Raw genomic sequence first — 18,030 nt, 5'->3', positions numbered from 1 at the left:
TTCGCGACCGGCGCAGCGTTCGCCCTTCGCAAGCCGGGTCGGTCGGCAGCTTTCGGGGTGAAGAATCCTGCATGGACTGCTGGACGGTCCCTGCCAGCGGTACTATCAAAGGTTCAATTGCACACCACTAATTAGTGCAAAATTTCGCGATGTGCCGGATCGGGCCTTGGCGCCCGGAACCGGTATCGGGAGGAGCCGGAATGGTCGTGAGCCGAACGGGGCGTTTCATCGCCCTCGCCTGTCTCGGCTGGGCGCTGTCCGCGCCGGGCCGGGCCGCCGAAACCGCTGCCCCCTCGACCACCTCCCTCTACGCGACCGAACTCAAGAACCTGCAGGACCAGCCGCAGACGCTGGAGGCCTACAAGGGCAAGGTCAGCGTCGTGTACTTCTGGGCGACGTGGTGCGCCCCCTGCCAGATCGAGACGCCGAAGCTCGTTCGGCTCTACGACAAGTTCAAGGACAAGGGCGTCGTCGTCATCGGCATCGCGCTCGACAACGCCGACAAGGTCCGCGCCTTCACCAAGAAGATGGGCGTCGCGTACCCGACGGTCTACGGCGGGACTTCCGCGATCCAGATCGGGCGCGACCTCGGCAACGACGTCGGCGCCGTGCCCTTCACCGTGATCCTCGATCGGGACGGCAAGGTGGTCGAGACGATCAAGGGCGACACGCCGGACGGCAAGCTGGAGGCGATCCTCGCCCCGCTCGCCGGCTGATCCGAGATGGGCGTGCGTCGCGGCGGACGCCCTGCAACCGGGGCCGGAAGGCCCCATCCTCAGGAGGAAACCGCACGATGAGAGCAGGAGCCCGCTCCGCGGGACCCTCGCGTCGGCGCTTCTCCCTTCTCGCGACGGCCACGGCGTTCGCCATGGCCGCAGCGGGATCGGGAGGGGCCCGTGCCGCAGGTCCCGACAACACGGTGACGGTGGTCGACCCGTCGCCCGTGAACTGGCTGTCGATCACGTGGAACACGATGGAGGAGGCCAACCGGGTCGACTTCAAGGGCCTGCAGCAGCCCTCGCTCGCCGAGAGCTGGGAGTGGGTCGATCCCAAAACGCTCAAGCTCAATCTGCGCAAGGGCGTCGTCTTCCAGGATGGCCAGAAGTTCGACGCGGCCGCCTTCAAGAAGGCGTTCGACAAGGTCCAGTCGTGGAAGAGCCCCCATCCGCCGGGTTCGTTCCTGAACTACGACAAGGACGACCAGATGGAGGTGGTGGACGACAACACCATCCTGTTCAAGATGACGAAGCCCGACGGCGCGGCCTTCATGAAGCTGCGCGGCATGCATGTCGGCTCGAACGCGTTCTGGGACAAACTCGGCTTCGTGAGCCCCACGAAGCAGTCGGCTGAAGGCAACTGGTGAGTCATCGACGCTGCCGGTCCGTGGGGGACTGGTCCGTTCGTGCTCACCTCTGGTGTCTCTCAGCTCGATAAGCGCTCCCCCGAAGTGGTGATGGAGCCCAACACCAAGTACTGGAACAAGGATCGCACGCCGAGCGTGCGGATCGTGTTCGACAACATCATCTCCAAGTCCGACGCCCTCAAGGCGGTCGCGGCCGGAGACGGCAAAGTCGACATCGTGACGATGGTGACGCCCGCGGAGGCGCAAGCCTTTAAGAGCGACAACGCCAAGATCGTGATGGCCAAGGCCAAGACGGTGCTCGTCGGCGTGTTAAACCAGAACAAGCCGGATTCGCCCTGGAAGGACGTCAAGGTCCGGCAGGCGATGAACATGGCGATCGACCGCAAGACGCTGATCGAGAAGGGTGAAGGCGGCCATGCCGAACTGATCCCGGCGATGATCCAGCCCGGCCGCTTCGGCTACAACGACGGCCTCAAGCCCTACGCCCTCGACGCCGCCAAGGCGAGCGAGGTGCTCAAGGCGGCCAAGATCCCGGACGCCACGGTGGCGATCGGCGCGGGCGAGGACCAGAAGGCCCTCTTCGACGCGATGACCGAGCAGCTCGCCAAGGTCGGTCTCAAGACGAAGATGGTCGACCCGAAGGGCGACGACTTCGACGTGAAGCTGGTCTGGCATTTCGACTGGTCGCCGCAATTCCCGGTGGGCGTCGTCCATCGCGAGTTCTTCGGCAAGGACGGAGCCTTCCGCGCCATGCCGGAGGATCCGCAGTTCGACGCGATGTTCACCAAGCTCCTCGCGACGCCCAAGCTCGAGGATCAGGAGCCGATCGTGCGCGACATCGAGAAGTACGAGTACGACCAGGCCAACGTCCTGTTCCTCTACTCGCCGCACACGCTGTTCGCGGTCAGCAACCGGGTGAGCTTCCAGCCCTACGACACGTTCATGCTGGAACTGGCCGAGACGAAGATCGTCAAGGGCAAGTAGTCGAGCGCTGATCGGCTTGCAGCCGTTCGTTAACGAGAGGGCCCCGGGGAGAGATCTCCGGGGCCTTCGCCGTCAGGGCGCCGGCTCGCCCGGCGGGCACTCGCTTCGGATGAGCGCACTGATCTCCGCCGGGTGGTGGAAGATCAGGGTGTAGCGGTCGCCCTGCATGCCGCCGGGCAGGAGCGCGGGCTCGCCCGGAGCGGGCCCCTCCGTGGAGCTGTCGACGCGCAGGCGCAGGTTGCGCTCCCACAGCGGCAGGGTGACGCCGTTCTTGAGGGTCACGCGGAAGGTGTCGCGGCAAAGCCGGACCGCCTCGACCCTGCTCGCGCGGCCCAGCGACTTGAGGTCGAGCGCGCTCGCCTGGGGGATGGCGAGGCCGTCGGTCCGGCCGTCGTGCAGGGCCTTCAGGTAGGCGATGAGGTCGGCCCGCACGGTCGCGTCGGCGACGAGGTAGGTCATGCGGCTGCCCGGCACGAGCGCGGAGGGGTTCGCGAGCCACGCGTCGAGCCGTTGCGGCGTCCAGGCGAAGTGCGCTGCGGCCAGCGCCTCCGAGTAGCGATCGAAGCCTTCCGCCTTGCCGGCCGGCGCACCGTAGATGCCCGACAGGCTCGGGCCGGTCATGTGGCGGCCGGGTTCCAGGGCGTGGCAGGACAGGCAGGCCCGGAAGGCGGTGGCGCCCGCGACCGGATCGCCCTCGGCCTTTGCACCCTCGGCCTTGGCGGCACCGGTGGCGAGGAGCAGGAGCGCGGCGGCGAGCCGGACCGGGATCATCGTCGATCCGATGCGATGGCGTTGGCGGAAGCGGATGGGAATCGAACCCACCGTACGCTGTTGGCGTACCGCTGGTTTTGAAGACCAGGAGGGCCACCAGACCCCGTTCGCCTCCGTCGGTCGGTGTAGCAGCGCGGCATGGGGGAGGACAGTCACGTTTCCTCGCGTGAAGGGAAGGCAGCCCCGGCCAGCGCATCGATCTGGGCGAGGAAGACGGCCTCGTCCTCCAGCGTGCGCAGGTCGAGGCGCAGCGCCCCGTCGCCGATGCGGCCGATCACCGGCACCGGCAGGGCGCGCAGGCGTTCCGCCAGCCGCTTCAGCCACGCGCCGGCCCGGCGCTCGTCGACGGGCGGGCGGAGGGCGAGGCAGGCACTCGGCAGCGTCTCGACCGGCAGCGCGCCGGAGCCGATCTGGCTCGTGCACGGCTCGAGCGCGACCGCGGCCAGTCCAGTCAACCGCTCCGAGACGCGGGGGAGCAGCCGCTCGGCCTGCGCGCGGATCTCGGCCTCGGGGCGAGTTAGCAGGCGCAGGGTCGGCAACCGCTCGCTCAGGGTCTCGGGATGGAGGTAAAGGCGTAAGGTGGCCTCCAGCGCCGCGTAGGTCATCTTGTCGACCCGCAGCGCCCGCTTCAGCGGATTCTTTCGCACGCGGGCGATCAGGTCGCGTCGGCCTGCGATGATGCCGCACTGCACGGCGCCGAGCAGCTTGTCACCGGAAAAGGTGACGAGGTCGGCGTTGGCGAGCGCCGCCTGCACGGTCGGCTCCGGCGGCAGGCCGTAGGAGGAGAAGTCGATCAGGTTGCCGCTGCCGAGATCGACCGCGAAGGGCACGCCGCGCTCCCGGCACAGGCGCCCAAGATCGGCCTCGGCGGCCTCGGCGGTGAAGCCGTGGATCGCGTAGTTGCTCGGATGCACCTTCATCACGAGCCCCGTCCTCGGGCCGATCGCCTCGGCGTAGTCGGCCAGATGCGTGCGGTTGGTGGTGCCGACCTCGCGTAGCCGGCAGCCGGCCCGCGCCATCACGTCCGGCACCCGGAACGAGCCGCCGATCTCGACGAGTTCGCCGCGCGAGACGATCACCTCCCGGCGCATGGCGAGCGCGTTGAGCACGAGCAGCACGGCGGCCGCGTTGTTGTTGACCACGACCGCCGCCTCGGCCCCGGTGAGCCGCCGGACCAGCGCCTCGACATGGCTGTCGCGCTCGCCCCGCTCGCCGCGCTCCAGATCGAATTCGAGGTTTGCCGCACCCGTCATCACGGCGGCGACAGCCTGCGCGGCCTCTTGCGGGAGCAGGGCGCGGCCGAGATTGGTGTGCAGCACCGTCCCGGTCAGATTGAGGACGGGGCGCAGCGACGGGCGCCGCTCGGCGGCGAGACGTGCATCCGCACGCGCCAGCAGCGCGGCTTCCGGCGCCATTTCGGCGTCGCCCGCCCGAATCGCGGCGAGTTCGGCCCGGATCGCCCCGGTCAGCGCCGTGCGCCCGTAGGCCGCGAGCGGTGCCGCCGCCCCGTGATGCGTGAGCAGGCGCTCGACCGAGGGTGGTCGCGGGCGCGTAGGCGCCGATGGGCTTTTCGCGGGTGCGTTCATGGAAGGGTCGATTCCGTGCCGGCGACGGCCCCGTCGGGCGAAAAAATCGCCCGGCGGTCGCCGGTGATGCGCCGGCCCTCGCCAAGGCGGGTGGTGAAGCCGGCGGCGTCGAAATGTTCGAGGAGCGGCATGGTGATGTGGCGGTCGATCCCCGCCGCCGCGCGGAAGTTGCCGACGGTGAGGAGCCCGTCGGGATGCTCGGCGGCGACCGCCTCGGCCACGCCCGCGAGATCGGCGGCGGCCTCGGGCAGGACGTAGTAGGCCTTCGAGACCCGCCGCAGCCAGCCGATCCGCCCGAGCTTGTCGAGCAGCGGCCGGATCTCGTCGGGCTCGTGGCCGAGCCGTTCGGCGAGACGGCTGAGACGGTGCTGGTCGCGGCCCGCCGCGCGCTGGACCGCGCGGACCCGCTCCCACAGCTCGACATCGACCGGGGCGAGGCGGATGACGTGGCCGGGGCGGTGATGGACGGCGCCGCGCCGCACGATGCGGCCGGCCTCGAGCTCACCCTGCAGGGCGGGGCGCACGGCCGGATGCAGCGGCCGCGGGATGGAGCCCAGCAACTCTTCGAAAGTGAGGCCTGGATTGTCCGGCTCGTCCCGGTGGCACGCGTCGAGGCTCGCGCGCAGCCGCTCGGCCAGCGCATCGAGGCGGGGAGCCACGAAGCCGAGCCGGCCCGATGGTCCGGGCACGACGCGCAGGTCGGCTGCTGCAAATAAGGCGGCCTCGGCGGCAGGCACGACGTTGCGGACGCGGCGGAAGTGGTCGAGGTCGAGCCCGCCCTCAGTACCGTCGAGCGCCCGCGACAGCGCGCGCGCGTCGTCCGGTTCCCCGAGCGCTTCGAGCAGCGTCCGGCGGCCCGGGGTCCGCAGGCCGCGGCGAGGGCCGAACGGATCGAGGACGCGGCCCCCGCCCAGCGTCCGCCGGGCGGAGGCGTCGCGCAGCACGTAAGCATCGCCGCCGAGCGCACCGAGCGGCGCGTCTAGGGTGAGTTGGGCCAGCCCCTCCCGGCCCGGTTCGAGCGAGGACCCGTCGAGGAGCAGCACCCGGCCCGCGACCGCGGCCGCGCCGAGATGGACCTGGACGGGGGTGCGGTGGCGCAGCGGCCCGGCCTCGGAGGGCAGCAGGCGCAGGCGCACGTCGAGGCGGGTCGCGGGCGCGTGCAGGTCGGGAGCCAGGAGCCAGTCGCCCCGGTGCACGTCCTCGCGGGACAGGCGTGCGCCGACGATGTTGAGGGCGCAGCGCTCGCCCGCCGCGCCGCTTGCTGTCTCCCGGTCCTGCGCACGCAGCCCACGCACCCGCACCTCGCGCCCGCCGGGCGAGAGCAGGAGCCGGTCGCCGACCGCCACCGTCCCGGCATGGACCGCCCCGGTGACCACGAGCCCGACGCCCGGCACGGTGAAGTGGCGGTCCACCGCGAGGCGGAACCCCCGCTGCGGCGCGCGCTCGGCGCTCTCTCCGACCGCCGCGGCGAGACCGGCGGCGAGCGCCGCGATCCCGGCGCCGGTGCGAGCCGAGCAGGGCAGGATCAAGCTGTCAGCCAGCGCGGTGCCGGCGACGAGGGCGCGGACTTCCTGCCTTACCGCGGCGAGGCGGGTCTCCTCGACGCGGTCGCTCTTCGTGATCGCGACGACGCCGCGGCCGATCCCGAGGAGGTCGAGGATCGCCAGATGCTCGCGGGTCTGGGGCATGACGCCGTCGTCGGCCGCCACGACGAGGAGCGCGGCGTCGACGCCCGTGGCGCCCGCCACCATGGTGCGCACCAGCCGCTCGTGGCCCGGCACGTCGACGAAGCCGAGCGTCGTCCCATCGTCGCCGTGGTGGTAGGCGAAGCCGAGGTCGAGCGTGATGCCGCGCGCCTTCTCCTCGGGCAGCCGGTCTGCATCGATGCCGGTCAGCGCCTTCACGAGCGAAGTCTTGCCGTGGTCGATGTGTCCGGCCGTGGCGACGATGATGCGGGCGCCCATCTCAGGCCCCCGTGCGCGGAGCCAGCGGCCGCGACAGGCGCGTCGGCAGGTCGGCGATGCGTAAGGTGCGGCGCAGCGCCCGCGACAGGGCATCGACCGCCATCGTCATCGCGGCGGTCGCGGCGATCAGGATGACGGCCACGTCGAGCCGCAATTCCGAGATCGCGGCGTCGATGTGGAAGCCGAGCGTGGCCACGCCGAGCATGCCGAGGATCGCGCTCTCGCGCAGGATGATCTCCCAGCGATAGAGCAGGTAGGCTAGGAACTGGCCGTAGAGCCGCGGCACGGTCTCGTAGGCGTAGAGGTTCAGCCCCCGCGGCGCGTCCGGGCGGTAGGGCAGGTCGTCGGCGTGGCGGCCCATGAGGTAGCCGACGATGCCGGCATTGTGGATCGACAGCGCCAGGATCGCGGGCAGCATCGAGGGCCCGAGCAGCAGGAGGGCGACGTAGGCCAGCATGTATTCCGGCGTCGAGCGCACGGTGACGAGGAGGACGCGGCCGAGCGGCTGGCCGATGCGCCCGGCAAAGCGCCGGGACACGAGGGGGAATAGGACGAGGCTCCCAAGCGCAGTCGCCACCAGCGCGACCTGCGCCAGCATCAGGGTCTGGAGGATGCCCGGGCCGACCTGATCGGTCAGGATCGGCCGCAGCCACGCCCCGAACTGGGCCCAGGTGTCGGGATCGGACAGGGCCGCGCCGCGCAACGGGGCCGGCACGATGTCGTGCTCGAGGAAGCGGGCGAGGCTCGCGCCGATTGCGGTGCTGCCGACCGTGGCGGGCAAAGCGAGCAGGCTCGCGACCGCGAGGAACGGCAAGGTGAGCGGGCGCAGCCACAGCCGGCGCGTGCCGATCAGGACATAGAACACGAGGAGCAGGGCGCCCGCCTCGCCGTAGCGGCCCTGGCGGAAGGCGGATTCGAGGTGGAAGCCCATGGTCGGCAGGCCGATGAAGCCGAGCACCAGGGTCGCGCGCAGGCCGCATTCGAGCCGGTAGAGGGTGTAGTGGCGCAGCTTGTCCGCCACGTCCGGCAGGCGGGCGTAGGCGAACGCCGAGACCGCGCCGGTGCCGGGCGGCAGGACGCGGAGCGCCGCGAGGTCGGCCTCCTCGATGATCTCCGAATAGACCTTGGCGCAGATGCCGGCATAGGGCAGCGCGAGGGCGAGGATGCCGGTCGTCGCCGAGAGGCCGAAGACCTGCATCAGGAGGAGCGCCCAGAACAGCTCGTGCACGGACCGCAGGGCCGCGCAGAGCCCGCGCACCGCGCGCGAGTGGGCGAAGGGAATCGCGAGCCCGAAGCCCGCCCCTGCGCCGATCCCGACGCCGAGCACGGCGAAGGCGACCGTGTGGACGATGCTCCAGGCCTCGACCGAGGGGAAGTCGGCGCGCACGAATCCCGCGAGCAGCCGCCGCAGCTCGGCCCAGGGCTGCAGGCTCGATACGTGGAGGTCGGCGGCGAGCAGGGCGGCGAGCGCGAGCGCCGCGAACCAGCGGCTGACGGCGCTGTAGCCGGCGGACGGCCCGTGCGGGGCAAGGCGCCCGGGCCCGCTCACGCCGTCCCCGCATAGTAGGGGCTAAGCCGCGCGGCATCGAGGTCGCGGGCCGGCGCGTCGAGGACGATGCGGCCGGCATCCAGCACGACGATGCGGTCGGTCGCCGCGAGCGCCAGGGCCACGTCGTGCAGCGCCAGCACCAGCGTCTCGTGGGTGCGGGCCATCTCGGCCAGGATGCCCGCGCCCTGGACGCGGTCGAGGGCCGAGACCGGCTCGTCGGCGATCAGGATCGGCCCGCGATTGTAGAGGGCGCGGGCGACCGAGACCCGCTGCTGCTGCCCGCCCGACAGCGCCCCGGCGCGGGTGCGGATCGCCTCGGCGAGCCCGACGCGGGCGAGAACGCCGCCGACCTCGCGCCAATCGGCCGAGGCCGGCCGGACGAGGGTGCGCAGGTTGTGCAGGGTCGAGCGGCGGTCGAGCCGGCCCATATAGACGTTGTGGAACACCGACAGCGTCCGCACCAGAGCGGCGGACTGCGGCACCAGGGCAATGCGCTCGGGCGCCTGCGCGTGGAGGAGGCCGAGCAGCGTCGACTTGCCCGCGCCCGAACGGCCCAGCAGCGCGACGCGCTCGCCCGCCCGGATCGTCAGGTCGATGCCGGCGAGTACGGTCCGCCCGCCATAGGCGGCCGAGGCGTTCGAGAGGGTGAGCGCGGGCGCGGCCACGGGCGGGTCAGTCGAGCAGCCCGGTGGACTTGGCGACCGCGATCAGCGGGTCGTAGGCCGCATCGGTCACGGGCACGAACTTCGAGCGCCCGAACGGTTCGAGGATTGCGGGGTCCTCAATCCCAACGAGTGCGGCTCTCAGCCGCTCGGTGAAGCCGGCGCCGTAGGTCGCCTCGACGTCGCCGCGCACCGTCCACTGGTAGTCCGGGTAGGGCGGGCTCTCCCAGATCACCTTGACCACTGAGGGATCGAGCTTGCCGGCCTTGGTGTCGAGATCCCAGACCGTGTAATCGACCGCCCCGACCTCGAAGGCGCCGGACACGACGAGCTGGATCGTGCGCGAGTGGTCGCCCGAGAAGCCGACGCGGGAAAACACCTGCTCCGGCGTCTTCCCCGGAAATGCCTGCCGGATGAAGTGCTCCGGCATCAGCCGGCCCGAGGTCGAGGCCCGTGCCCCGAAGGTGAAGGTCTTCCCCGCGACCGCCTGCGGGAAGTCCTTCGAGGGGGTGAGCCCGGACCGGGCGTTGGCGATGAGATAGGTCTTGAAGGACGCGTCCTCGGCTCCTTGCGCGATGGCGTGCGCCCCGGGCACCGCCTTGCGGGCCTGGACCCCGGTGAAGCCGCCGAACCACGCGAGCTGCACCTGCCCGTTGGTGAAGGCGGTGACGGCGGCCGGATAGTTCTTCACCGGGATGTAGCGCACCGGCACGCCGAGTTTGGCCTCCAAGTACGTCGCGACCCGGCCGAAGCGCTCGACGAGGCGGCTCTCATCCTGATCCGGGATGCCGGTGAAGACGAAGGGCGGACGATCCTCGGCGCGCCCCGCCGCGACGCCCAGGACGGTTTGGGCGAGCGCGAGCACGGCCGCGAGCAGGCCCGTCCGCGACGGCCGCGTTGTCACCCCGATCACTGGCGTCCCTCCCAAGTCGGCCCTTTTTCGGACCTTCGTCGTCGTCGGGCCGGCGCGGCGGATGCCGCCCTTCGTCAGACCGTTTCGTCCTGCGGCACGCTGCCGGACCCCGCGATGCGATCGGCAAGGGCCTTCAGTTCCTGACGCAGCGCGGCGAGGCTGTCCTCTTCGAGGCCCGTACGGCAGACGACGGCCTGCTGCGCGACGGCGACCTTCTCCTCCAGACGCCTGCCGGCTTCCGTCAGCGCGACGAGCACGACGCGCCGGTCGGTCCCTCGCGCGCGGGTCACGAGACCGGCCGCCTCCAGCCTGTCGACCAGCGGCGTGATCGCGCTGGCGCCGAGCTGCAGCCGCGCGGCGAGCGTATGGGCCGGCGCGGCGCCGTCCTGCCAGAGCGCCAGCATCACGAGATATTGCGGGTAGGTGAGGCCCAGTTCGCCGAGCAGGGGCCGGTAGGCGCGCACCACCGCGTTCGTCGCGGCGTAGAGCGCGAAGCAGAGCTGGTCGTCGAGCCTGAGACGGCGTTTGCGAGCGCCCATTGCTGACATATCCTTCAATCGTGAATGGTTCATGCGTGAAGAATGATGTCAAGCCGTCGCTCGCGGACACTGCCCGCGAACGGCACTCGGTGTCGTGGACCCCGCGCGGGCAGGCGCCGCGGAGTCTGGCCTGCAGGCGAGGTCTGTTTATGGCGCACAGCCGAACAAGCGGGATGCGAACTCCTGACCCCAAGCAGACATTCGCGGCGCTGTCGCTGAAGGACCGGATGGGATGGTTTGCTGCCCTTCCGCTTTATGATGCAGATCGGAGAAAGGGGACGTCCGGCGATTGGGCTTAGCCGACTGAAAATAGCGGTACCTGGCGGAGATCGTTCGTCGCCAAATCGAACGGCCTTGAAACGAACTGACTGAGGTGAAGAAGAGACGAGCGTCCTGAACCTCTCAAGTTCTCAATGCGGTGATAACCGCAGCATCCAGCGGAGTGCACGGCACATCGCCGAGAAGGTCCATCAACCGACCTCCGTCGAGGCGCATCGCGTGCGCCCAGAGCGGACGGACCTCCATAACCTCCCGGGGGAACCCGCCGAACGGCGCGAGCACCCGCATCAGGGGCCAGGGGAAGCGCCGCTCGGGAAGGTTTGGGTGACCCGAGGCCCGACGGATCGCAGCCGCCATCCCGCCGCCGTCGGCATCGTAGTGGCCGGGAAACTGCGGCCGCTCGCATGGCATCAGCCGATCCGGCGGCAGTTCGAGCAGACGGAGGATGGTCTCGGCGAGGTCGGGCAGGTACGCCCAGGCATGCCCGACGCCCGGCGTTCCGGGATTGAGGATGCGCGTAAGCGGCGGCTTCGCTAGGGCCTGCGCGAACCAGCTCTGGCCAGCCCCCGGTCCGAAGAAATCGCCCGCCCACACGATGAGGCTCCTCACCTCCGGGGCGGCCCCCGCCAAGCGCTTCTCCATCTCGACGCGGATGGCGCCCTTCCGTCCGCGCGGCTGCTGCGGGGTGGTCTCGTCGATCACCGCGGCGAGGGTCGGATCGTAATTGTAGATCGTGCCCGGCAGGACGATTCGGGCGCCGGCGTTGCGCGCCGCCGCGAGCGTGTTGTCGAGCATCGGCAGGACCAGCCGGTCCCAATTGCGGTAGCCGGGCGGGTTCACGGCGTGGACGATGACGCTCGTCCCTTCCGCGGCGCGGACCACGTCCGCCCGGCTCATGGCATCACCCGCTTGCCAATCCGGCGCCACCCGGGCGCCCCAGGTAATCGCCGCTCGACTCGGATCACGCACCAGGGCAGTGACGTGCCACCCGCGTGCCAACATCGCCCGGGTCACCGCACCGCCGACACCGCCCGTCGCACCCAACACCAGAGCCGTTCCCATCATCTGTTCCTCCGTTCGCCGCCGCCTTGATGCGCCCAGAGGGAGATCCATGAAATTGACGAGCTCCGTTGGGCCGCCTATCGAATTTTTATGAGCGATGCGGACTTCGACTGGGACGATCAGCGGGCATTCCTGACCGTGCTCGACACCGGCAGCCTGTCGGCCGCGGCGCGGGCGCTGGGCCTCACCCAGCCCACCGTCCGGCACCGGGTCGAGGCGCTGGAGCGGGCCGTAGGGCAACCGCTCTTCGTCCGCGGTGTGAACGGGTTGGCGCCGACGCCCGAGGCGCTCGGCTTGGTTGGGCACGTCCGGCGCATGGCCCACGCGTCCGAGGCGTTCCGGCGCGAGGCGAAGGGCGCGGCGTCCGAGGTGGCCGGCCCAGTCCGTCTCAGCGTCTCGGACTTCGTCGGCATCGAAGTCGTACCGCCGATGCTAGTGGCCTTGCGCGAGCGCCACCCGCGCCTCGTGGTTGAATTGGTTCTCACCAACATCAACACCGACCTACCCGGCCAGGAGGCGGACGTGGCGGTGCGCATGGCGCAGCCGAGCCAGAACTCGCTCGTGGCGCGCCACGTCGGCAGCATCCCGCTCGGGTTCTTCGCGTCGCCAGCCTACCTCGACCGGAACGGCATTCCCGAGACCGTCGCGGACCTAACCCGGCACGGGATGGTTGGGCCCGACCGCATGCCGGCCTATGTCGCGGTTCTGGATGCCCTGGGCCGCGAGGCGGGCGGGCCACTGCCCATCGCCCTGCGCAGCGACAGCCATCCCGCGCAGCTCGCCGCGGTCCGCGCCGGCCTCGGCATCGGCATGGTGCAGGTGCCGGTCGGCGAGCGCGATCTCGTGCGCGTCCTGCCGGACCGCGTCGTGTTCGACCTCGACACCTGGATCGTGGCGCACGAGGACGTGCGGCGCAGCGCGCGCATCGACGCCCTGTTCAGCCACCTCGTCGAGTCCTTCCGGGCCTACTGCTGGCGGTAGGCCGCGGATTGTTTCGGGGCCGGCCGACGAGCGGCCGGAGGCGAGCCAATCGATGCGAGGTCACAGCCGCATGCCGACCCGCGCTCCGGCGGATCGACCTCCACCCGTCAGAAGCGCCGGTGCCAGCCGCCGTGCCGGAAGCCGCCCCAGCGGTGCCCGCCCCGGTGCCAGGCGAAGCCGCGGTGCCACGAACGGTGCCAGCTGTACCGATAGCGATAGTGCCAGCGGTAGCCGCCCCAGCGACGGTAGCCGAAGCGGCTATAGCCGGGACCGTAGACGAACGGACGATAGACGTAGGGCCGCCAGTTCGGTCGGCAGTAGCCGTAATAGCCGCGATGGAAGCCGGGACCGCACCCGTCGCGGGCCTCCGCGGCGGGTGCGGTGAGTAGCACGCCCGTTGCCAGGGCGAGGGGTACGATGAGCTTGCGGATCATGACGCGCTCCATAGGCGTCCGGCGTCAGGCCGGACGAGGAGGGTTGCGGGAATGAGAGGCTCAGTTCGGCCAGCAGCGACGGCCGTAGGGGCCGATTTGGAAGCCGGCCGGGCAGGACGCGCCGCGGACGTACCCGCCCCACTGCCCGCCCGTCCGGCAGCCCCCATAGGGACCGCGGTGAGCGTAGGGGCCACAGCCGCCGTAGACCTGGATGACCTGCTCCCCGTCCGACCCGTCGGAAACCGCGTCCTGGACCAGCGGCATGGCCGTGGCGGGCACCGCGAGGGTGGCCAGCAATACGGCGGGGGCGAGGATCTTCAGCATCGGGGATCTCCCTCTCGAATGGACCGGGACGGCTCGATGCCGCCCCGTCCCGGCGGCGGGGCCGCATCGGGTCGAGAGGGAGGTTCGCTCCCGCGATGATCCCGGGTGTGACGGGTCCTCGCCGGATCTTATCGTCGTGTAACGGTCGCTCTCGAAGCGTTGCCCGGCGTCACGCGAGGGCGGGCAGCCTCACCACGAGCCGGGCTCCTCCCGTTGGGGCCGCCTCGGCAACGATGGTGCCGCCGTGCGCCTCGGCGATCTGGCGGGCGATGGCGAGGCCAAGCCCTGTCCCGCCGGTGCGCCGATTCCTTGAGCGCTCGACCCGGTAGTACGGGCTGAACACCGCCGACCGTTCGTCCTCCGGGATCCCGGGTCCGTCATCTTCGACCACGACCTCGCAGGCTCCCCCGGCCCGCCGCACCGCGACGGCGACGGAGGAGCGCCCGAACTTGACGGCGTTGCCGATCAGGTTGGCCACCACCCGGCGCAGGGCGACGGCATCGCCGGCCACGGTGGCGTCCGCCACCTCCTCGCCCGACAGGCTGATCCGCGCACCCTGGGCGGCGTGCTCGGCCACCTCAACCGCCACGATGTCGGCGAGGTCCACCGGGGCGCGGCCGACCTCGGTGGCGGTGCCCCGGGCGAAGCCGAGGGAGGTCTCGATCAGCGCGGTCATCGCGTCGACGTCCTCGACCAGTCGGTCGCGGCGCTCCGGCTCTGCCACGCGCTCGGCCCGAAGGCGCATGCGCGTCAGGTAGGTCTTGAGGTCGTGCGAGATAGCGCCGATCAGCATCGAGCGCTCGCCCATCAGCCCCACGATGCGCTCCTGCATGGCCTGCACTGCCTGTGCGAGGCGCCGGATCTCCGGGGCTCCCCGGCGGGCGAGGGCCGGCTCCGCCGCGCGGCCGTCGAACCGGGAGACCGCCTCGGTGAGGCGGCGCAGGGGGCCGAGCTCGTGCCGTGCGCCGATGGTGACGAGGCCGGCCACCGCCAAGCCCAGGACGGCCACCCACAGGCTCAACGGCTGGCCGAGCAGCCACGGCATGAGGGAGCGGTGCCGCGTGATGGCGGAGACGACCAGGGTGCGCCCGTCCGGCAGCCGGTAGGTCGCCTGGGCGAGGCTGCCGATGGATTTGTGCCGGTTGCCGGCATCCGCTGGCCCGTTGCCGCGGTAGAGCAAGTCGGCCGTGGTGAAGGCCCGGATGCCGTCACCGGCATCGCCCGACAGGCGGTGAAGGCGCGCTTCGAGCACCGGTTCGCGGATCAGCGCATCCTCGTCCGGCGGGGCGTCGACGATCTCGGCCCTGAGGGCCTCGCCGCTCACAGCCCGGAGAATTGCCGGCCACTTTCCGGGATCGGCGTCCTTCATCAGGGCCATGATGCCCGCCGCCTGGTCGAGGCGGGGGAAGCGTGAGCCGTAGGGCGAGCGTTCCTGGCCGCGTTGCCACTGGTCGATGCCGAAGGTCGCCACGACCAGCAGCGAGAGCGCCCCCAGCAGGACCAGCATGATCCGCCCGAGCAGGCCGACGCGGGCCATCACGGGGCGGCCTTAACCGGCGCCGCGAGGATGTAGCCGGCGTTGCGGACGGTCTTGATCAGGGATGACGCCGTGCTCCCGGCGTCATCGAGCTTGTGCCGGAGGCGGCTCACCTGCACGTCAATGGTGCGGTCGAAGGCGTCGGCGGTCCGGCCGCGGGTCCAGTCGAGAAGCTGGTCGCGGGAAAGCACCCGCTGCGGTCGGGTGACGAAGCAGTGCAGGAGGTCGTACTCGGCGCTGGTGAGCGGGACATCCCTCGCCGGCTCGCCGAGGGTGACGGCGCGGCCCGCGAGATCGACCACGAGGTCGGCGACCGCGAGCCGCTCCGCGGCAGCTTCCGCGGCGGCCGGCGCGCCGTTCGCCCGGCGCAGCACGGCACGGATGCGCGCCAGGAGAACGCGGGAGCTGAAGGGCTTCGACACGTAGTCGTCGGCGCCCATCTCAAGCCCCAGCACGCGGTCGATGTCCTCGTCCTTGGCGGTCAGCATGACGACCGGCGGCCCTCCCGCCTCGCGCAGGCGGCGGCAGATCGACAGCCCGTCCTCACCCGGAAGCATCCAGTCGAGAACGACGAGGTTCGGCCTCGGACCCGTCGCGATGAGGCGGTCGAGCCCGGCGCCCCCTTCGAGGGAGATCACGCGGAAACCCTCGTCCTCCAGGTAGCTCGCGAGTTGGCAGCGGATGTCGTCGTCGTCCTCGACGATGGCGATGGTGGCGGCGTCGGTCATGTCCCGAGGATAGGTCGGCCGGATGGAGCGGCAACGCGAAAACCGACGTCGTTACACATCGTTACACGTCCCCGGCATCCCGTCACATCGTGGAACGGCGCGGGCGCGATGGTCGCCGATATCGAAACCGGCCCTTCGCCGGGGCGAGAGCAACGGAGGCAGGATCAGCATGGCGACATCCCCGATCCGGCACGTCGTGTCGGCCCTGGCCGTGGCCGTGGCCGTGGCCGGGACATTGGCGGTCCACGGCGGGCCGGCGCACGCGGCCCCGCGGCAAGCGACCGCCGGGGCGCAGCACTTCGACGACGGGGGCGAGACCTACCGCGGCTACCGCATCGAGATGGCCCAGGACGTCCCCAACGCCGAGATCCGCCAATTGTGGCAGGCGGCCGAGCATCAGGTCGACATCGTCGAGGCGACGGTGCTGAACGAAGGCACGAAGGCGTTCCTCCGTCGCTTCCCGGTCGTCGTCCGGTCCGGCTCCGGCGAGGGCAGCCACTACAGCGGCGGCGACAGCGTCAACATCACGGTCGACGATCCGAAGGACGACCGCCCGATCCTGCTGCACGAGTACATGCACGTCTACCACTTCCGGAAGATGCCGGGCGGCCGGAATAACCCGGAGATCCTGACATTCTACGGTCGCGCCAAGGATGGCGGCTTCTACCCGGCCAACGCCTATCTCTTGAAAAACCAAGGCGAGTTCTTCGCCATGACGGCGAGCGTCTACCTGCATGGCAAGCTGGCGCGTGAGCCCTTCACCCGCGACGAACTGCGTCAGAAGCAGCCGGTCTACTACCGCTTCCTCGCCAGACTGCTGGGCCCAGTCGGAACCTGAGCGGCGCTCCTCAACCGTGGCCGATCTCCGATATTCTGACATCCAAGAGAATGACCGATGACTGCTCGAATCATTGTGGCCTGCGTCCTCCTTCTGGGCGTCGGACCGGCGCTGGCGGACACCTTGCCCCTGCGCCACGGCGCGTATGTCGACGTGGGCACCGACTGCAAGGACCCGCCGAACGTCGCGCTGCGCACCTACGACGGCGGCGGCCTGGGAAGCTCGAAGGCGAATGGTTGCCGGAGCCGGGTGCTGCCCAAGCAGGGAAACGTGTTTGAGATCGAGCAGGATTGCCGTCAGTTCGGCGGCCCGAAGGTCGAGCGAAGCACCGACCGCTCCACGATCCGCGTCGATGGACCTGATCGCTACACTGATCTGACAGGCGGCAACGGTGAGAGCTTCCGGTTATGCCCGGGTCTGAAATCGTAGAACGATAGACCGCGGTCGCGAATTGAGGGCTTGCAATCCGCGATGAGAGGGTAATGTCGTCGTCCCACGCCGACGGCTGCTCCTTCGATCCGCGGCGGCCAGGTTCAGCCTCGAAACGGGCGTTTCGGCGACGAGGCGCTACCACCGGCTCGTCATGACGGGACCATGGCCTTTGAAAGGATCATGCCGGACGTAGAGAGGCCATCCGCCTCAGGTCCGGTCGTTGCAGGCGGCGGTCTGACCGGTCGCGGTCGCGATGGCCGCGCGCATGTAGGCGAGTCCTTCCCGGACGGTCTCGACCGGCACACGTTCCATTGCGCCTTCGTGTGCCGCGAGTGCCTCGCGAATGACCGGATGCCAGCGGCCCGGATGCTCGGCCAGCGCGTGGCGTCCCCCGCCGGACTTTGAGACGACCCTGTCTGTCTCCAGGGCGCAGATGATGCGGGCCACCCCCAGCACGCCCCAAGCCAGCGCGGTTGCGCTCGCATCATCGCCGGGGGCTTTCGCAGCGAGTGCGGTCTCGGCCTGCTCGATCCACCGCGACCAGTATGTTCGCAGGTTGCCGACTTGGTAGGCTCGCAGCACCTCGCCGTCGTCGGCGATGCCGAGTTTGGACGGCGGCGGCCCCAGCACCGTCCGCCCGTGGCGTGCGAGGCAACGCCAGACGGCCGGGTTGACCTCGCGGCAGACCTCGCCGTCGCGGAAGCGTCCCTCCAGGCTGAAGGGCACCGACGCGTAATCGGTTGGCACCCGCCGGAGCACCTCGACGGTGAGGTAGGGGCCGTCGAGGTGCGGCCCTCCCGCTTCGGTCAGGCCCGCGTGGACCTGGGCCAGCCGCTCACGCAACCCAGACGAAGGCTCAGAGTCCATGACTGCGACGAAATCGATGTCGCTCGCACCGGCCCGGAAATCGTCCAGCGCGACCGAGCCGACAAGGTAGAGACCATGGAGCGACGGCACCCGCTCTGCATCCAGGCGCTCCAGGTAGTCAGTGAGGACGGTCTCGACAGCGCGAGGCAGCATGTCCGGTTGGGTCATGGCGTGCTCTCCGGGACGGCAGTACATCCCCCAGTTGCTTGGCAACCTC

Annotated in this window: 17 protein-coding genes, 1 tRNA gene and 1 pseudogene; 5 read left to right on the top strand and 14 right to left on the bottom strand. The window is 70.4% G+C overall.

Annotated features, from left to right (window positions below; translation table 11 throughout):
* Positions 1-200: 200 nt before the first annotated feature.
* Together BM140_RS18815 and BM140_RS18805 are read left to right on the top strand one after the other, a co-directional pair.
* The gene (locus tag BM140_RS18815) at positions 201-716 is read left to right on the top strand and encodes a TlpA family protein disulfide reductase (protein WP_165616497.1); all 516 of its coding nucleotides are present in this window, start codon (positions 201-203) and stop codon (positions 714-716) included.
* 77 nt (positions 717-793) lie between these two features.
* Positions 794-2,347 (top strand): annotated as a pseudogene (locus tag BM140_RS18805) (ABC transporter substrate-binding protein).
* Positions 2,348-2,419: 72 nt separating this feature from the next.
* On the opposite strand, the gene BM140_RS18800 reads toward BM140_RS18805, so the two are convergent.
* The 9 genes from BM140_RS18800 to BM140_RS18760 all read right to left on the bottom strand — a co-directional run bounded on the left by BM140_RS18800 (position 2,420) and on the right by BM140_RS18760 (position 11,723).
* A complete protein-coding gene (locus BM140_RS18800; RefSeq protein ID WP_131803890.1) occupies positions 2,420-3,118 on the bottom strand; it encodes a c-type cytochrome in 699 nt (232 codons plus the stop codon).
* 22 nt (positions 3,119-3,140) lie between these two features.
* Positions 3,141-3,233, bottom strand: a tRNA-Sec gene (locus tag BM140_RS18795).
* Between the two features lie 37 nt (positions 3,234-3,270).
* Entirely contained in the window at positions 3,271-4,704 is a 1,434-nt protein-coding gene (gene selA / locus BM140_RS18790; protein ID WP_091949913.1) for an L-seryl-tRNA(Sec) selenium transferase, read from the bottom strand.
* Complete coding sequence (gene selB / locus BM140_RS18785; RefSeq protein ID WP_244535498.1) at positions 4,701-6,668, bottom strand: selenocysteine-specific translation elongation factor; 1,968 nt, start codon at positions 6,666-6,668, stop codon at positions 4,701-4,703. The genes selA and selB overlap by 4 nt, the downstream gene beginning before the upstream one ends.
* A 1-nt stretch (position 6,669) precedes the next feature.
* The gene (locus tag BM140_RS18780; protein WP_091949911.1) at positions 6,670-8,217 is read right to left on the bottom strand and encodes a PhnE/PtxC family ABC transporter permease; all 1,548 of its coding nucleotides are present in this window, start codon (positions 8,215-8,217) and stop codon (positions 6,670-6,672) included.
* The gene (locus BM140_RS18775; RefSeq protein WP_091949909.1) at positions 8,214-8,882 is read right to left on the bottom strand and encodes an ATP-binding cassette domain-containing protein; all 669 of its coding nucleotides are present in this window, start codon (positions 8,880-8,882) and stop codon (positions 8,214-8,216) included. Before BM140_RS18775 ends, BM140_RS18780 begins: the two co-directional genes overlap by 4 nt.
* 7 nt (positions 8,883-8,889) lie before the next feature.
* Positions 8,890-9,792: a putative selenate ABC transporter substrate-binding protein gene (locus BM140_RS18770; RefSeq protein ID WP_244535497.1), complete on the bottom strand. Its 903-nt coding sequence runs from the start codon at positions 9,790-9,792 to the stop codon at positions 8,890-8,892.
* Positions 9,793-9,866: 74 nt separating this feature from the next.
* Positions 9,867-10,331, bottom strand: coding sequence for a MarR family winged helix-turn-helix transcriptional regulator (locus tag BM140_RS18765; RefSeq protein WP_091949907.1), 465 nt, complete (start codon positions 10,329-10,331; stop codon positions 9,867-9,869).
* A 402-nt stretch (positions 10,332-10,733) separates the two neighbouring features.
* A complete protein-coding gene (locus BM140_RS18760) occupies positions 10,734-11,723 on the bottom strand; it encodes an NAD(P)H-binding protein (RefSeq protein ID WP_244535496.1) in 990 nt (329 codons plus the stop codon).
* 39 nt (positions 11,724-11,762) lie between these two features.
* Between BM140_RS18760 and BM140_RS18755 the strand changes: the two genes are divergently transcribed.
* Positions 11,763-12,653, top strand: coding sequence for a LysR family transcriptional regulator (locus tag BM140_RS18755; RefSeq protein ID WP_207549481.1), 891 nt, complete (start codon positions 11,763-11,765; stop codon positions 12,651-12,653).
* A 107-nt stretch (positions 12,654-12,760) separates the two neighbouring features.
* Here BM140_RS18755 and BM140_RS18750 read toward each other — a convergent pair whose 3' ends face one another.
* The 4 genes from BM140_RS18750 to BM140_RS18735 form a co-directional block, all read right to left on the bottom strand.
* A complete protein-coding gene (locus BM140_RS18750; RefSeq protein WP_091949955.1) occupies positions 12,761-13,087 on the bottom strand; it encodes a GCG_CRPN prefix-to-repeats domain-containing protein in 327 nt (108 codons plus the stop codon).
* Between the two features lie 60 nt (positions 13,088-13,147).
* Positions 13,148-13,411, bottom strand: coding sequence for a GCG_CRPN prefix-to-repeats domain-containing protein (locus tag BM140_RS18745; protein WP_091949903.1), 264 nt, complete (start codon positions 13,409-13,411; stop codon positions 13,148-13,150).
* Between the two features lie 169 nt (positions 13,412-13,580).
* Positions 13,581-14,948, bottom strand: a complete 1,368-nt coding sequence (locus tag BM140_RS18740; protein WP_091949901.1) for a sensor histidine kinase — start codon at positions 14,946-14,948, stop codon at positions 13,581-13,583.
* On the bottom strand, positions 14,948-15,676 hold the full coding sequence (locus BM140_RS18735) for a response regulator (protein ID WP_091949899.1): 729 nt from the start codon (positions 15,674-15,676) through the stop codon (positions 14,948-14,950). The genes BM140_RS18740 and BM140_RS18735 overlap by 1 nt, the downstream gene beginning before the upstream one ends.
* A gap of 169 nt (positions 15,677-15,845) precedes the next feature.
* On the opposite strand from BM140_RS18735, the gene BM140_RS18730 reads away from it, so the two are divergent.
* Together BM140_RS18730 and BM140_RS18725 are read left to right on the top strand one after the other, a co-directional pair.
* Positions 15,846-16,514, top strand: a complete 669-nt coding sequence (locus BM140_RS18730; protein WP_091949896.1) for a hypothetical protein — start codon at positions 15,846-15,848, stop codon at positions 16,512-16,514.
* A 57-nt stretch (positions 16,515-16,571) separates the two neighbouring features.
* Positions 16,572-16,943, top strand: a complete 372-nt coding sequence (locus tag BM140_RS18725; protein ID WP_131803889.1) for a hypothetical protein — start codon at positions 16,572-16,574, stop codon at positions 16,941-16,943.
* Between the two features lie 210 nt (positions 16,944-17,153).
* Here the strand turns inward: BM140_RS18725 and BM140_RS18720 are convergent, their stop codons facing one another.
* A complete protein-coding gene (locus tag BM140_RS18720) occupies positions 17,154-17,981 on the bottom strand; it encodes an aminoglycoside adenylyltransferase domain-containing protein (RefSeq protein ID WP_091949892.1) in 828 nt (275 codons plus the stop codon).
* Positions 17,982-18,030: the final 49 nt, after the last annotated feature.

It is taken from the genome of Methylorubrum salsuginis (assembly GCF_900114375.1).
GTDB lineage: Bacteria > Pseudomonadota > Alphaproteobacteria > Rhizobiales > Beijerinckiaceae > Methylobacterium > Methylobacterium salsuginis.
This window is presented reverse-complemented; position numbering and strand designations above follow the sequence as displayed.

Bases quoted from the DNA above. Each gene is read 5' to 3' on its own strand.
- BM140_RS18720 (WP_091949892.1), bottom strand. From the start codon at position 17,981: ATGACCCAACCGGACATGCTGCCTCGCGCTGTCGAGACCGTCCTCACT.
- BM140_RS18730 (WP_091949896.1), top strand. From the start codon at position 15,846: ATGGCGACATCCCCGATCCGGCACGTCGTGTCGGCCCTGGCCGTGGCC.
- BM140_RS18750 (WP_091949955.1), bottom strand. From the start codon at position 13,087: ATGATCCGCAAGCTCATCGTACCCCTCGCCCTGGCAACGGGCGTGCTA.
- BM140_RS18755 (WP_207549481.1), top strand. From the start codon at position 11,763: ATGAGCGATGCGGACTTCGACTGGGACGATCAGCGGGCATTCCTGACC.
- BM140_RS18760 (WP_244535496.1), bottom strand. From the start codon at position 11,723: ATGGATCTCCCTCTGGGCGCATCAAGGCGGCGGCGAACGGAGGAACAG.
- BM140_RS18800 (WP_131803890.1), bottom strand. From the start codon at position 3,118: ATGATCCCGGTCCGGCTCGCCGCCGCGCTCCTGCTCCTCGCCACCGGT.
- BM140_RS18725 (WP_131803889.1), top strand. From the start codon at position 16,572: ATGACTGCTCGAATCATTGTGGCCTGCGTCCTCCTTCTGGGCGTCGGA.
- BM140_RS18740 (WP_091949901.1), bottom strand. From the start codon at position 14,948: ATGGCCCGCGTCGGCCTGCTCGGGCGGATCATGCTGGTCCTGCTGGGG.
- selB (WP_244535498.1), bottom strand. From the start codon at position 6,668: ATGGGCGCCCGCATCATCGTCGCCACGGCCGGACACATCGACCACGGC.
- BM140_RS18815 (WP_165616497.1), top strand. From the start codon at position 201: ATGGTCGTGAGCCGAACGGGGCGTTTCATCGCCCTCGCCTGTCTCGGC.
- BM140_RS18745 (WP_091949903.1), bottom strand. From the start codon at position 13,411: ATGCTGAAGATCCTCGCCCCCGCCGTATTGCTGGCCACCCTCGCGGTG.
- BM140_RS18735 (WP_091949899.1), bottom strand. From the start codon at position 15,676: ATGACCGACGCCGCCACCATCGCCATCGTCGAGGACGACGACGACATC.
- selA (WP_091949913.1), bottom strand. From the start codon at position 4,704: ATGAACGCACCCGCGAAAAGCCCATCGGCGCCTACGCGCCCGCGACCA.
- BM140_RS18765 (WP_091949907.1), bottom strand. From the start codon at position 10,331: ATGGGCGCTCGCAAACGCCGTCTCAGGCTCGACGACCAGCTCTGCTTC.